At 44.0% G+C, this 14,444-nt stretch carries 15 protein-coding genes; 10 read left to right on the top strand and 5 right to left on the bottom strand.

The genetic code is table 11. From position 1 onward, the window contains the following. Positions 1-228 precede the first annotated feature (228 nt). Together ACMXYU_RS12170 and ACMXYU_RS12165 are read left to right on the top strand one after the other, a co-directional pair. A complete protein-coding gene (locus ACMXYU_RS12170) occupies positions 229-1,734 on the top strand; it encodes a fumarate hydratase (RefSeq protein ID WP_007022383.1) in 1,506 nt (501 codons plus the stop codon). A gap of 241 nt (positions 1,735-1,975) precedes the next feature. After that, positions 1,976-2,356 (top strand): c-type cytochrome, encoded by a 381-nt coding sequence (locus tag ACMXYU_RS12165; RefSeq protein ID WP_415898884.1) that lies wholly within the window; start codon positions 1,976-1,978, stop codon positions 2,354-2,356. A 90-nt stretch (positions 2,357-2,446) separates the two neighbouring features. Here ACMXYU_RS12165 and ACMXYU_RS12160 read toward each other — a convergent pair whose 3' ends face one another. After that, entirely contained in the window at positions 2,447-2,767 is a 321-nt protein-coding gene (locus ACMXYU_RS12160; protein WP_415881968.1) for a hypothetical protein, read from the bottom strand. 150 nt (positions 2,768-2,917) lie between these two features. Between ACMXYU_RS12160 and ACMXYU_RS12155 the strand changes: the two genes are divergently transcribed. Beyond that, entirely contained in the window at positions 2,918-3,364 is a 447-nt protein-coding gene (locus ACMXYU_RS12155) for a flavodoxin (protein WP_415898883.1), read from the top strand. On the opposite strand, the gene ACMXYU_RS12150 is transcribed toward ACMXYU_RS12155, so the two are convergent. The 4 genes from ACMXYU_RS12150 to ACMXYU_RS12135 form a co-directional block, all read right to left on the bottom strand. After that, positions 3,361-6,012 carry an EAL domain-containing protein gene (locus tag ACMXYU_RS12150; protein WP_415898882.1) on the bottom strand — a complete coding sequence of 884 codons (2,652 nt, stop codon included), beginning with the start codon at positions 6,010-6,012 and terminating at the stop codon, positions 3,361-3,363. The genes ACMXYU_RS12155 and ACMXYU_RS12150 overlap by 4 nt on opposite strands. Before the next feature lie 324 nt (positions 6,013-6,336). After that, entirely contained in the window at positions 6,337-6,912 is a 576-nt protein-coding gene (locus ACMXYU_RS12145; RefSeq protein WP_415898881.1) for an alpha-ketoglutarate-dependent dioxygenase AlkB family protein, read from the bottom strand. A gap of 2 nt (positions 6,913-6,914) precedes the next feature. Next, on the bottom strand, positions 6,915-7,793 hold the full coding sequence (locus ACMXYU_RS12140) for a ribose-phosphate pyrophosphokinase (protein WP_415898880.1): 879 nt from the start codon (positions 7,791-7,793) through the stop codon (positions 6,915-6,917). Between the two features lies 1 nt (position 7,794). After that, the gene (locus tag ACMXYU_RS12135; protein ID WP_415898879.1) at positions 7,795-9,315 is read right to left on the bottom strand and encodes a thymidine phosphorylase family protein; all 1,521 of its coding nucleotides are present in this window, start codon (positions 9,313-9,315) and stop codon (positions 7,795-7,797) included. A 110-nt stretch (positions 9,316-9,425) separates the two neighbouring features. Between ACMXYU_RS12135 and ACMXYU_RS12130 the strand changes: the two genes are divergently transcribed. From ACMXYU_RS12130 to ACMXYU_RS12100, 7 genes are all read left to right on the top strand, one after another. Further along, positions 9,426-9,764 carry a 4a-hydroxytetrahydrobiopterin dehydratase gene (locus tag ACMXYU_RS12130; protein WP_415898878.1) on the top strand — a complete coding sequence of 113 codons (339 nt, stop codon included), beginning with the start codon at positions 9,426-9,428 and terminating at the stop codon, positions 9,762-9,764. A 110-nt stretch (positions 9,765-9,874) separates the two neighbouring features. Further along, positions 9,875-10,729: a formyltetrahydrofolate deformylase gene (gene purU / locus ACMXYU_RS12125; protein WP_415898877.1), complete on the top strand. Its 855-nt coding sequence runs from the start codon at positions 9,875-9,877 to the stop codon at positions 10,727-10,729. A 257-nt stretch (positions 10,730-10,986) separates the two neighbouring features. Further along, on the top strand, positions 10,987-11,394 hold the full coding sequence (locus tag ACMXYU_RS12120) for a CBS domain-containing protein (protein ID WP_415881960.1): 408 nt from the start codon (positions 10,987-10,989) through the stop codon (positions 11,392-11,394). Positions 11,395-11,496: 102 nt separating this feature from the next. Next, entirely contained in the window at positions 11,497-12,534 is a 1,038-nt protein-coding gene (locus ACMXYU_RS12115) for a DnaT-like ssDNA-binding domain-containing protein (protein WP_415898876.1), read from the top strand. After that, complete coding sequence (locus ACMXYU_RS12110) at positions 12,452-13,252, top strand: replication protein P (protein WP_415898875.1); 801 nt, start codon at positions 12,452-12,454, stop codon at positions 13,250-13,252. The genes ACMXYU_RS12115 and ACMXYU_RS12110 overlap by 83 nt, the downstream gene beginning before the upstream one ends. An 82-nt stretch (positions 13,253-13,334) precedes the next feature. Beyond that, on the top strand, positions 13,335-13,739 hold the full coding sequence (locus ACMXYU_RS12105; protein WP_415898874.1) for a GNAT family N-acetyltransferase: 405 nt from the start codon (positions 13,335-13,337) through the stop codon (positions 13,737-13,739). A gap of 126 nt (positions 13,740-13,865) precedes the next feature. Beyond that, on the top strand, positions 13,866-14,402 hold the full coding sequence (locus tag ACMXYU_RS12100; RefSeq protein WP_415898873.1) for a DUF3833 domain-containing protein: 537 nt from the start codon (positions 13,866-13,868) through the stop codon (positions 14,400-14,402). The last annotated feature ends 42 nt before the right edge of the window (positions 14,403-14,444 follow it).

The following is a 14,444-nucleotide window of genomic DNA, read 5'->3' as shown; positions in this document are numbered from 1 at the left end:
AAATACGCTCTCATACCTCGTTTCTACATTAAGTAGTAAAAAAGATTGTGTGAGTACTACCAATGCCCGACACCTTATTGCGGTACTTTTGGTGTATACTCCCTTTCCAGTAAAAAACTCTCCTTTAAGAGAGAGTAAATGGGTATGAGTCAGGCGTGTTTGCACTAAGCATGGTTGAGTTTTAACTCCCTGATCCTTTATGACAAGAAGCTTTACTGGAGTCTCCGAATGAGCGTAATCCGCCAAGACGATTTCATCAGCAGCGTTGCTGATGCATTGCAGTTTATCTCTTACTACCATCCGCTTGATTTTGTTCAAGGCGTACACGAAGCCTACCTGAAGGAAGAAAACCCAGCGGCTAAAGACGCAATGGCGCAGATCCTTATCAACTCCCGTATGTGTGCTGAAGGTAAGCGACCTCTATGTCAGGACACAGGTATCGTTACTGTATTCCTGAAAGTAGGCATGAACGTAACTTGGGATGCTGAAATGAATGTAACTGACATGGTGAACGAAGGTGTTCGTCGTGCATACATGCATCCTGATAACGTTCTACGTGCTTCTATTCTTGCTGACCCAGCAGGTAAGCGCCAGAACACTAAAGATAATACGCCAGCTGTAATTCATTACGAAATTGTTGATGGTGACGAAGTAGAAGTTCACGTTGCAGCGAAAGGCGGCGGTTCTGAAAACAAATCTAAGATGGTTATGCTTAACCCATCTGACAGCATCGTTGATTGGATTGTTAAAACAGTACCAACAATGGGTGCGGGCTGGTGTCCACCTGGCATGCTAGGTATAGGTATTGGTGGTACTGCTGAGAAAGCGGCTGTAATGGCGAAAGAATCCCTAATGGATCCAATCGATATTCACGAGCTACGTGAGCGTGGTCCACAGAACCGTGTTGAAGAACTACGCCTAGAAATCATGGATGCAGTTAACGAACTAGGTATAGGTGCTCAGGGTCTAGGTGGTTTGACCACTGTTCTTGATATCAAAATCAAGGATTACCCAACACACGCAGCTTCACTGCCTGTTTGCATGATCCCTAACTGTGCAGCGACTCGCCACACTCACTTTACATTGAACGGTAGTGGCCCAGCGGTTCTTACACCACCAAGCTTGGATGATTGGCCAGATGTTACTTTCGAAGTGGGTTCCAACACACGTCGTGTAAATCTTGATGAGATCACTCCAGAAGCAGTTAAAGAGTGGAAAGTAGGCGAAACGATTCTGTTGAACGGTAAAATGTTGACAGGTCGTGATGCAGCGCACAAGAAAATGGTAGAGATGCTAAACAATGGCGAAGAGCTACCAGTTGATCTTAAAGGTCGCTTTATCTACTACGTAGGCCCAGTTGATCCAGTTCGTGATGAAGTTGTAGGCCCTGCTGGCCCAACAACGTCTACACGTATGGATAAATTCACTCGTCAGGTTATCGAAAGCACAGGCCTTCTGGGCATGATTGGTAAGTCTGAGCGTGGTCCTGTTGCAATTGACGCAATTAAAGACAACGAAGCTGTTTACCTAATGGCTGTGGGTGGTGCTGCTTACCTAGTATCTAAAGCGATCACTAACGCAGAGGTGCTTGCATTCCCAGAAATGGGCATGGAAGCGATCTACGAGTTTGAAGTTAAGGATATGCCTGTAACTGTTGCTGTAGATACCTCTGGTGAGTCTGTTCACACTACAGGCCCAGCTAAGTGGAAAGAGATTATTGCTAAACAAGCTTAATCAGCATTTAGCATAGTGATAAAAACGCAGCTACGGCTGCGTTTTTTGTGTCTGAAATATTGGGAATAAACTGCTTTTTGCTAAATAAGATTTCACTATATTAAGTTTTGTTGATCTGTGTTCGTATGTTCTATCTGTTTTATAAATATGCGAAGAAAAAACTGAGCAAGATCAATTTTTGTGCGCTGCAGCAGGAGTAGAGTGTTTGTAAAAGAAGTATTCATTTAGGGGAAAATGAATTATGAAAACTAAAATGATTTCTGCACTTGCTGTGAGCCTTTCTGTATCTCTATCTTCTGTTGCTATCGCTGATGACGAAGCGATGATGCAGGCTGCGGGTAAAGAAATTTTTAACAAGTGCACATCTTGTCACTCTCTAGATACAAGCAAAAATGCTTTCGGTCCTAGTTTGATCGGTGTTTTTGGCCGTAAAGCAGCAGCACTTCCGCGCTTTGCTTACTCTGATGCTCTACGTAACTCAGATATTACTTGGGACGAAGAAAACTTGCGTAAGTGGGTAGCGGGTAACGATCAATTCGTACCAGGCACTCGTATGCGTCACGTTGAGATTACAGATAAAGCTGAGCAGGATTACCTGATCGCTTACCTTAAAACGCTTTAATTAGTTGTTTTAATACCTGCTACAGTTAATCGAGAATGCCGCAAGCCACCACTCCTTGCGGCATTTTTTGTTGGTAAGGCGGCTTTGCTGCTAAGACGCCTCAAGCACTTTCTTCTGCTCTGCTAGGTAGCGAGGCATAGGGCCTGCGTCCTCATATATCTCTTCGCCATCTTCAATTCTGATCACCTTACTTCCTTGAATGTAGGGCATTTTAGCTTCTAACTCATTTAACGCCTCATGTATTAAGGTGGCGACAACATCGTCCTTGGAAAGTTTATACATGCTGGCTAAGGCTTCGAGCTTGACCGAATCGCTCTTATAGATGGAAAGCTGCTCTTCCTTGCGACCGTTAACTTTGCGCGCGCGTCCTTCCCATTCATCAAGTAGTTTAGAAAGACTTTCGTTACCCATAGCTTATCCCCTCCGATAAACAGATCTACTCTTTCAGTGTAGGAGCCTGCTTGGTTATTGCCAGAAAATCGGTGAGAATGGCGAATATAATTATCTTTCCACATCAAAATGATTTTATTGCATCAATCAGTATGCAAAGCAGGTTTATAAATGGCAGTAATTAAGGTTGTAGTAGGTTCGGTATACGGTAATGCGCTTGATGTCGCGGAGATGTGCTCACAAAAGTTAACTGAGCTGCAACACTCAGTAGAACTATTACGTAAGCCGGAAATTGCTCAGGTTGTCATACCGGAAACAGAAGTGATTTTAATCTGTACCTCAACAACAGGGCAGGGTGAAATTCCGCATAACCTACTGTCTTTCTATGACCAGTTACAAGATCAATTACCGCAGATGCCGACGGTTAAATACGGGGTAATCGCTTTAGGTGACAGTTCCTACGATACCTTTGCTGAAGCTGGCTATTTGATGGATAGTTTAATGCAGCAGCTGCAGGCACAAAAAATTGGGGATAACTTAGTGATTGATGCTTGTGAAACCATGGCTCCACTTGAAGAAGCAGAACCATGGTTAATAGAGTGGGTTAAAGGGCTTTAACTGTATTCGACTTCTTGAATCCGCTCTTGGGCGAGTAATAATTCAGTAAACTGTTCCTGTCGGATCGGTTTGCTGAATAAGAAGCCTTGGAGCTGATCGCAGCCCTCTTGTTCCAAAAAGGCCCGTTGAGCAGGTGTTTCAACACCCTCTGCACAGACTTTCAGATCTAGGGTATGACCCAGTAGAATTACTGCTTTGGCAATGGCTTCATCGTCCGGATCACTTGGGATATCCCTCACCAAGGATTGATCAATTTTGACTTTAGTTATGGGCAGTTGCTTTAGGTAACGTAGCGAAGAGTAGCCTGTTCCGAAGTCATCCAAAGCGAGATGAACACCTTGTTGCCTCAACGCTTGGAAAGTCGCCGTTGCTTCCTTTTCATGTTCAAGTAGAAAGGTCTCTAGTATTTCCAGCTCTAACATATCTGCCGGTATTTCGTATTTGTACAGCAGCGTTTGAACTTCTGATGGAAGATCTTGTTTGGTGATCTGGTCACTTGCCAGATTGACTGCTAAACGGAAGTTATTCAGTCCAGCTTTTCTCCAGCGAGAAAGTTGTGCACAGGCTTCTTCTAAAACCCAGTTACCCATCTTTGTTAGTAAGCCAATTTCTTCGGCAATGGATAGGAACTGTCCAGGAGGAATAAGCCCCATCTCAGGGTGTTCCCAACGGATAAGTACTTCAGCACCAATGACTTTTTCTCCGGTCGCATCCATCTGCGGCTGGTAAAAAAGTACAAATTGTTTGTCTGCCACAGCTTTTCGCAATTCAGGCTCTAACCTAATCCACTCTTCAACAGTTTCCGATAGTTCTGGCTGGAAGAATGCGTAGTTATTACGACCTGAATCTTTAGCTTGATTCAGTGCGATATCAGCATTTTTAGTGACCGTATCTGAATCATCACCATGATCAGGGGAGAGCGCGACACCTATACTTGCTGTGGTGAAATAGTCTTTACCATCTAATTGGAAAGGCTGTTCCATTGCTTCGACGATTGCATCGGCAATAGTTGCTGCATCAGCTGCGTGTTCTAACTCTTCAAGTAATATGGCGAATTCATCTCCGCCTATCCGTGCAAGGGTATCACGAGTACTTAATGTTTTATTTAAACGCTCTGTTACTTGCAACAGCAGTTGATCACCATATTTATGACCTAAGCTGTCATTAATGTGCTTAAAGCGGTCTAGATCTAACTGAAGCATGGCAATCTTTTCGTTAGATTCCCTGTGGGTCAGGGCATGTTCTAGTCGAGCGCCAAACAACAAGCGGTTAGGTAGATTCGTTAGCGGATCGTGGTGTGCTAGATGAGAGAGCTTTTCTTCAGAGGCTTTGATATTACTAATATCAGCATTCACACTTACAAAGTGAGTGAGTTTATGCGTCTCTGGATCGTGAACGGCATTAATGCTCACCCAATGAGGCGCTACCTCACCATTTTTGCGGCGGTTCCATATTTCACCTTGCCAGTGACCCTCTTCAGCAAGCGCTGCCCACATGTTTTGGAAGAAATCTTTATCATGTCTTGGTGATTTAAGCAGAGAGGGGCTTTTACCAATCAACTCTTCACGACTGTAACCGCTGAGATCAGAATAGGCGCGATTGACATCAATAATCTTATTATTGCAATCGGCAATCATGATCCCTTCATTGGTGCTCGAAAAGGCGATACCCGCTAAGCGTAACTGTTCGATAGATGCTTTCTCTGGGGTTATATCGAGTAAAACCCCGTTCCAAAGCGAAGGGTCGAGTTTATTGGAAGTATCCGGTAAAGATGAGCCGCGAATCCAACGTAGATCACCATTTCGGTGGAATACACGAAACTCATGTGACCAAGGTAGCTTGTGCTGACTCGTATGAATAATACTTGCCCACAGGCTTGGTTGATCTTCTGGGTGTACCTGTTTCCAGAATTGGCGAAAGTCTTCTGTTGCTTCTTCTGCAGAGACGCCTGAAATTTGTTCTATCCCTTGGCCTATATAGATAAATTCCTGCTTGAGATCGGGCGTTAATCGATATTGGTAAACAACACCCGGCATTGCATTGGTGATGTTTTGTAAAAGGTTCTCGGAATGTTCTAGGAACTGTTGGGCTTTCTGTCTCTTTAGGACAATACCAATTATATTGGCAGCTGCTTCTAAAAGTTGATGATGGAATGCAGTTGGTGTTCTGGTTTTGGGGCTAGAGATTGCAATACTGCCTGCAACATGTTCAGAATCGATACGAATTGGATAGGACCAACAGGCTTTGATTCCTAATTCTTTGCCAACATCCCGGAAACTTTCCCAGCAGTCGGCCTGTTCTATATTAGAAACATAAACAGGGTTACCCGTATACACAGCAGTGCCGCAAGATCCTGCCTCTGGGCTCGGTACTAGACCATTTAGAAGTGCGAGCGATGCTTTAGGAATACTGGGGGCGCAGACAACGGACAGGTGTCGATTACTGCTATTCAGTAGCATTATAGAAGCGATACTATCCGCGACGCAGTTTTCAATAAACTGACAAACCGACGTAAAGATGGAGTCGGGTTGTGCGTCTAAAACGATCTCTTCAAGAACTTGGTTCTGCAAATGCAGAATAGTATTTAGCTCTTCTGCGCTAGTTTGACCCTGGTTTACAGTGTCTTTTTCGGGTGCATCGGTGTGCATTTGTATGTCTTAATTATTCTTATATTTTTTGTTAACTGCACGAGCTGAATAGTACGATTTCTTGTCATTTTTATGCAGAACAGCCTCACCCGACTGCGATGACAATGGAATAGAAACTTATCAAAAAGTAGTTCTTAAGTTTCGTCCAGCTAACTTATTTTTATTACTGAGGCAAATCCATATAAAAATCAGGTAATTTGCCCGGCTCTACTCAAGTGCGCGGCAGTATAACTTACTGTAGTTAAATGAGTTAGTCTTTATATAGAATATTAGTGAATATATTAGTTATACCAGAATGTTCTACTGCTAATCTTTTGATTTATATTAAATTTTCATGTCACGGAAGGTGAGGTTTATGCGAGGTGGTATTACTTTTCTGGTTTTTGGGATGCTGTGTTGCCAGTGCTTTTGTACTTGATCTCCCATCCATAATAGTGAGCCGGAGGGTAAGTTAAGTTCATGGCGTTGATCGGTTGTCGATTTTAATAGGAAACGTCGACTACTGCCTAGCGAGACACTGGCTATCTTCGGGTTGTCACCTAATTCTGGTTCATTATCCCTATGCCAGCCCATACTATCATTACCGTCGCGATACAGGTTTATGAGCACGGCGTTGAAAGAGGTATCTGTGTATTCTTCGACACGCTTCTTTATCTCCGCAACAACAGGATGCCAAGGGTTATCGGCTAAGGTTAAACCGGAATAGGTATAGGTTATGCCAGAATCAGCCATAAAGGCTTGTAAGCGCGGAATAGAAACCCATTTACCAAACATTCGGATCTTGTCTTGTTGCCAAGATACCTCTTCGTATAATGAGGTGTAAAAATACTCGGCTTCGTCTGGATTTATAAATGTAGGATCAAGCCAGCAGTCCAGATCATCGGCAACATAGTTTTTCACATTTAGATCCACTTCAGCACGGCTTCGCTTAACGTATGACTAATATCAATATCATTACTTTTGTGAGGCACACTGTTGCAGGTAACGATATTGGCTTTTATAGCGAGTGCATTAAAGTCTTCATCAGAAAACAGTCCATGCACTCCGATACAAGTGGGGGACTTTAACCCAAGCTGATGCAGGTGGGTAAGGGTTTCTAACATGGTTTTACCGCTCGAAATAATATCATCTACCAGCACGGGGGTATGATCTTTCCAATGTTCGATTTCAGGCGCTGACACTTCGACAGAGTAATCCCCATGACGTACTTTCTCTAATACTTGGAAAGGTGCTTCGGCTAAATGTGCAACTTCGCTCACCCATTGTTCGCTTTCACTATCAGGGCCAATAAGTAGAGGCTTTGCAATATGTTGATTTATCCACTCGGCAATCATGGGGGCTGCATGAACTACGGAGCTTTTTAAACTGTAGATCTCATCTAGGGAGTTGTATCGGTGTAGATGGGGATCCAGTGTGACTAGCCAGTCGAAATGTTCTGAGAGAAGTTGGGCAAAAGGACGTGATGACACTGCTTCCCCCGGATGAAAGGCTTTATCTTGGCGCATATAAGCGAGGTAAGGAGTTACTAACCCGATGCGAGCAGCTCCTAGGGATTTCAGTGTATGGGTTAGAAAAATGAGTTTGAGAATTTTGTCATCGGGATGATGCAAGTTACAAAGCACAATAACGGAACGATGTTGGCACTCGCTTAATACGCGTAGATAGCTTTCGCCGTCAGGGAAATTTCGAAGATCCAACTTTCCGACTTCTGCATTGACCTCAATCGCAAGGGCTTGTGCAAGGTCGTGGTCACTTTCTAAATTGAATAGAATTGGCTGCATTTTATGACGACTCCTTACCAGCAATAATGTGGACAATATCCGAATGATCTTCTAAATAATCGACGGCGTAACTTAGCTCACCCGAGCTTTCCGCATGGATGGTTAGCAGAGGTTGATTAAGATCGATTTTATCACCTAGCTTACAATGCATATCTACTCCTGCTGCTAAGTCGGCTGGAGCACCGGCTAATTTGGCCACTTTAGCGAGCTTACGATTATTAATTTGATCAACGATGCCTGTTGTCTGGGCAATTAATTCATAACGGTAGGGCGCAATTGGTGGTGTTTTAAGACCCCCCTGAGCTTTACAGATCGCCTGAAACTTCTCCCAAGCCGCCCCAGACTCCAAAATCCTAAGGGCTTGTGTATAGCCTTCGCCCTCTGGCAAATCATTGATCAGATCTAACATGGCGCCTGCAACTTCTGCGGCACGCTGCCGTAAGTCTGTGGGCATATCTTTTTGATTTTGCAGTACCAATAAAATATCCCGTGCTTCAAGTGCAGGCCCTATGCCTCTACCTATAGGTTGAGATCCATCGGTCAGTAGCGTATGCACAGTCAGCCCTAGAGTACTAGCTACTGCTTTAAAGCTATCTGCAAGTGCTTGTGCAGACTCTTGGCTTCTTACTTTTGCGGTTTCGCCGACCGGAATATCAATCACAACGTGAGTAGCACCCGCGGCTATTTTTTTTGAGAGCACTGATGCAATCAGTTGGCCTTCACTGTCGATATCTAAAGCACGCTCTACTTGGATTAGTAGATCATCAGAAGGGGAGAGTCGCACTGATCCTCCCCAAGCTAGGCAGCCACCTTCTTGTTCAACTACAGAACGCATCTGCTCTAAGCTCAAGCTGACATTAGTTAAAGTCTCCATGGTATCGGCAGTCCCGGCAGGAGAGGTAATGGCCCGTGAAGATGTTTTAGGCATAGTCAATCCAGCAGCTGCTAGAATTGAAACAATAATGGGGGTTGTACGATTGCCGGGTAACCCGCCCACACAATGTTTATCCACAACTTGTGGCAAGCCCCATTCGATTTGGCTGCCAGAATCGACCATTGCGCGGGTTAGATCGGTGATCTCTCGGATACTTAGTTTGTCTGATCCACAGGCCGTAATAAACGCAGCTAGGTGCACATCGGCATAGCGCCCTGCGACAATATCATCGATGATTTCACGCAGTTGTTCTTGGCTGAGTTCGCTACCAAATACTTTAGCGCGCAGATAGGAGAGGGATTGCACGGGTTTAGGGTGAGATAACCAAACAGAATTCCCCTCTCTCAGCTCCATTCTTTTCCAAGCAGATTCGGAAAAGCCGATCTCACCGGGCATTAAAAGGTTGCTTGTTACCATATTGAGGGTAGCGATCAGGTGTTTTCGTTCCGTCCGAACCATCACCCGAGAGAGGGCAGAAAAACCCTCAGAGCGGCAAACTGGACTATCCTGACGAAGGTAAATCGTGGGTTCTTGATGTGTATCTAACCCAAGTCGACAAGCGCTTAAAGGGGCCATAGGTTCTGACATCTTTGATATTCCCTTTTCCCTGTATCAATTACAGTATATGAGTGATTAAGCGGATGGAAAACCTTGTTGATATAGAACTATGTAATAGCAACTGGATGAGGTGACATGACATGATGGATTTAGCCACAGAAGCTTGTGAAAGCTGCCATAAAGATAGCCAAGCTTTAAATGAGTCAGAAATAGCGATGTTACTGAAGTCGCTGCAAGATTGGGACGTTGTTCACATGGACGGTGTTCCTACGCTGCAACGTAATTTTAAATTCAAAAATTTTGTCGAGGCCTTAGCGTTTACAAACAAGGTAGGGGAGTTAGCAGAAGCTCGAGATCACCACCCAGATATATTAACGGCCTGGGGGCGAGTCCATCTCACCTGGTATACCCATGCTATATCAGGTTTACACCGAAATGATTTCCGCTGCGCAGCTGCTTCTGATCAGTTATTTAACTGAGAGATAAAAATTTATTGTTTTAGGGCAAGATTACTTAATTAGATAATTCCACCAGAGAAATAACTACTGTTAGAATGAAGCTTCACTTTTTCTTGCGGAGCTTTACGTAAATGGAACGTAGATTCAGGCTGGTTTTGGCGTGTCCCGATAGAGTGGGCATTGTGGCGATGGTAAGTAACTTTATCTCTAGCCATGGTGGCTCGATCTCTGACGCTAACCAACATTCTGATAGTACAACCGGCTGGTTCTTTATGCGTGTAGAGATTAGTGCGACAACGCTACCTTTCTCCCTCGAAGAGTTAAAGTCTGCTTTTGCACCGATAGCGCAATCCTTCAATATGGATTGGGATATCACTGACTCCGCTACCCCTAAGCGTGTGATTTTGATGGCAAGCCGAGAAGCACATTGTCTTGCTGATTTACTCTATCGTTATCATGAAGGTGAATTAGACTGTGAGATCCCTTGTGTCATCTCCAACCACGACGATCTACGCAGCATGGTCGAATGGCATAATATTCCTTTCTATCATGTGCCTGTGGATAAAGAGAATAAACAGCCTCACTTTGAGGAAGTGAGCCGTTTAATCCGCGAACACTCTGCGGAAACGGTCGTGCTTGCGCGTTACATGCAGATCTTACCGTCGGACATCTGTGCTGAATATGCTCATCGCATCATTAATATCCACCACAGCTTCTTACCGTCTTTTGCCGGTGCTAAGCCATACCATCAAGCCCATGAGCGTGGTGTAAAACTGATTGGTGCAACCTGTCACTATGTGACTGAAGAGCTAGATGCAGGTCCGATCATTGATCAGGATGTAGTACGCATCAGCCACCGCGATCTGCCAGAAGATATGGTGCGTTTAGGACGTGATGTAGAAAAGACAGTTCTTTCCCGTGGTTTGCGTTGGCACTTGGAAGATAAGATCTTAGTGCAGGGTAATAAAACGGTTGTTTTCAATTAATTATTTTAATTGAGCAAAAATCACAAAAGCTGCTTAGGGGCCATAAGTTGGCTCTTCTCCCTACAAGGAATTAGCCCGTTGAGCATTAACTTATTCTTGTCGGGCTTAACCTTGATCTGATCGCTTGCGAGTTGTCACTGTTAGGTGTACACATAGAGGTAGCCCGGTTGAAAATTCTACCGGTTTACCTTGTTTGGGTGGTTTGGCAGGTCGATGTTTCCAGACCTGTTAAAGCTGCCGGCCATGGAGGAATGGTAATGCTAAGATCCGTAAAAGCTCAGGATTACATGTGTGAAGACTTAATCACCTTTACCCCTGAAACCGATCTTTTTGATGCGATAAATCAGCTACTCGAATACCGAATCACAGGCGCGCCTGTAGTCGATAAAAATGGCAAACTCATTGGCTTAATGTCAGAAGTTGACTGTCTAAAAGCGATCCTGACTTTAACCTACCACGAAGAAGAGATGGGTGGTCTTGTTGGTACTTACATGTCGGAAGAGGTTTACACCATTAATCATGATGCCGACATCATAAAAGTGGCGGAAGAATTTATTAATAACAAACGCCGTCGTTTACCGGTAGTAAAAGATGGTAAACTGATCGGCCAGATTAGTCGTCGAGATGTTCTACGCGCAGTAGAACGTTTTGCACAGGATGGCTAATCACGTTTGATGGTCACAAGCCGCGGCTCATCACTGCGGCTTTTTTGTTTATGGTATTCGGTTAACGAAATGCCAAATCTGTTTAGGTAAGATTACATATTCATGAGTTATGTTTTTTCTGAAACACCTATCTTGCTATACCCATCCTTAGTCAAGGAGGTAGGTGTTGAAGCGGCTGTATTGTTGACGCTCTATCATCAAAGGGTAGAACGTCTCCAAAATGTAACGGATACAGACCAAGCGCCAGAACTTATATTTTCTCGTGAACAATGGCTTGCGTTAGGTGAGTTTTGGGACGAAGAGCGATTGGCTCAATTAACCAGCGAATTAGTCAGTGCAAACATCATTGATGCCGCATTCGCTAATGATGGCCGTGTAAGAATCCGTTTTGTTGTTGAAGAGCAAGTCTCTGAAGCATCGTTTGATGAAGTGCCTGAAGGTGATGTTGAGATTGTAAGCCGGTTACCGGTTATGGAAACGATTCCGACACAGGTTGAAGTACTGCCTGTCGAGGTTGAGCAACTAGAACCGAGGTATGCACAATCTAATTATAACCAGCAAAATCACCCACAAACTCAACCTGAACATGCAGGCTATCCACAGGATCAGTATCCAGAGATGAAGGATACGCCGTACTATCCTGATCAAGCGCCAGCAGTGCAGCCACAGAATATCCCTAACCCTGGTCCTGCTCCGACCTTTGGTGGCAGCATAGGTTGGGCGAGAAAAGCACAGCAGGTTAATAACGGCCGCTCTGATGAGTTACAAGTGTGCTTTAATAAACAAGAGCAGCGTAAAAAACAGCTTCAAGGAATGGAGCTGAATTGGCAACCGTCCGACAATTTTTATGCGTTGCTTCCGCGGCATAATATATCGCCACAATTTGCACAAACATGTTTGGATGAATTTGTGCTTTACTGGTTAGATAAAGACCGTAAAGAAACCAACTGGGATCAGAAATTCCTAGCTTGGGTAAAAAGGGAGTGGATTAACAAGCAAACTAGGGATGGACGTCAACAACGTATAAATAACGAACAACAAGGCAAAGGTTTCAGCCATGAAAACCCCCGCAGAGATACTCGCGAAAAACGACAAAGGGTTACCGCAGCAATCATGGACATCAAGGACACCGACTGGTAACCAAGAGCAGGGAACAAAAACTGCTCAGCGAGAGCTAACAGTCGAAGTCAAAACACTGGTAAATATGATCTTTGCGCGTTTTATGGCGATCTATGGCCATAAATTTAAGAGCTGTTTTGAGACCCAAGACGAAATCCGTATCGCAAAACGCGAATGGGCGCTTAGTCTTGGTGGCTATACCGAACACGAGCTGGTGGCTGCAATTGATTATTGCAAAGAGCATAGCGCGTGGATGCCGACGATCTCTGAATTTTTAGATGTACTGCGCACTCAAACTGGGGATCATGGTTTGCCTGCAACTAAGCACGCTTACGAAGAAGCCTGTCTTAATGCTGATAAAGCTTCTACGCATAAATGGACCCACCCTGCGATCTACCATGCCGGTAAAGCAACGGGGTGGTTTCGTTTACGTACTGAAGATGAAGTCGATGTTTTTCCAGACTTTCGCTACAACTATGATGTAATCAGTCGGAGAGTACGAGCAGGAGAGCAACTCGATCTACCTGTTGCAGTAGCCTTACCTGATAAAAGCGATAACACGTTGTTCGCATTTATCCAAAGCTGGGGTGAAGAGCATAACCTGAAACCTGAAATCGCGAGCAAATGGCTGTTCTACCTGACTAAACCTAAAGGTACGATGGTGCGTAAGCGCTTTCAGCAACAAGCCCAGGTTGAAGCCAATGCGATGGGTATTACGCTACCGGATGATTATCAGTAAGCGTGAGTTGAACGTCTAAGAGAGTAACTTATCAAAACAGCCTTCATGGCTGTTTTTTTATGATTTTTAAATGGGGTTTCTTATGAAGTATGAAAAAGGTGGTTTTCAGATCTACGATGAACGGGAAAAGGTTCAGCTCGAAAGCGTTCAAGCCCTGCTAAAACAATCTTACTGGGCAAATGAGAGAGCTATTGATGTAATACAAACATCGATAGAGAACAGTGTTTGTTTTTCACTCTTTAAAGGTGAAAAACAGATTGGCTTTGCCAGAGTGGTCACCGACTTCGCTTCAGTCGCTTATCTGGCTGATGTCATTATTGATGAGCAATACCGAAGTCAGGGGCTGGGGAAATGGTTAACTGAAATTATGGTTAACGATCCGCGTTGGAAAGATAAATTTAAGTTTCTTGTAACTGATGATGCCCATAGTTTGTATACCCGCCTAGGATTTAGCAGTAGTGAAAAGTTGATGAGCACGAAAGTTTAAAAGAATTCATCTTAATCTGAATAAATCGTCAGTCTTCTTGGACGATTTATAGTCCTACTCAACAATCCAAAAAACAGCTTACCCGTATACATAACTAGTAATCGCTTATGTATATGGAGTATCAAGTTGACTGTTCAAAACTTTCTTTTCCGCTTATTTCTTATTGGCCCTCTATTTTTAACGGGGTGTTCCTCTATCAATATTGAGGCGTACAAGGATAAGGATCCTGAGTTAGTTTTAGAGGAGTTTTTTGATGGTGATCTTACTGCCCATGGTGTAGTAAAGGATTGGTCAGGAAAAGTGATTCGTCATTTCAATGCCGACATCAAAGCTTATTGGCGTGAGGGTGTTGGAGTATTAGAAGAATATTTTGTTTTTGATGATGGTGAAAAACAACGCCGGGTTTGGACGCTGACACCTGATGGTTCGGGAAAATACATTGCTGCGGCTAATGATGTGGTTGGGCCAGCAAATGCTCTGGTCAGTGGCAATGCATTGTTTATGCAATATGTTCTTAGAGCACCTTATAAAGATGGCACTATCGATCTGACTATCGATGATAAGATGTATCTGGTTTCACCTTCCGTGATTGTGAACGAGTCAAAGATGAAGAAATTTGGTATTTCGGTTGGGCAGGTGTTGTTAACGATTGTGAAAAAATAGTCGTGTTTTGTTTTTTTTCGTTGAAAAGATCGGGGCGATTAA

Origin of the sequence: Neptuniibacter sp. QD48_11, assembly GCF_047778095.1 — a bacterium.
GTDB lineage: Bacteria > Pseudomonadota > Gammaproteobacteria > Pseudomonadales > Balneatricaceae > Neptuniibacter.
This window is presented reverse-complemented; position numbering and strand designations above follow the sequence as displayed.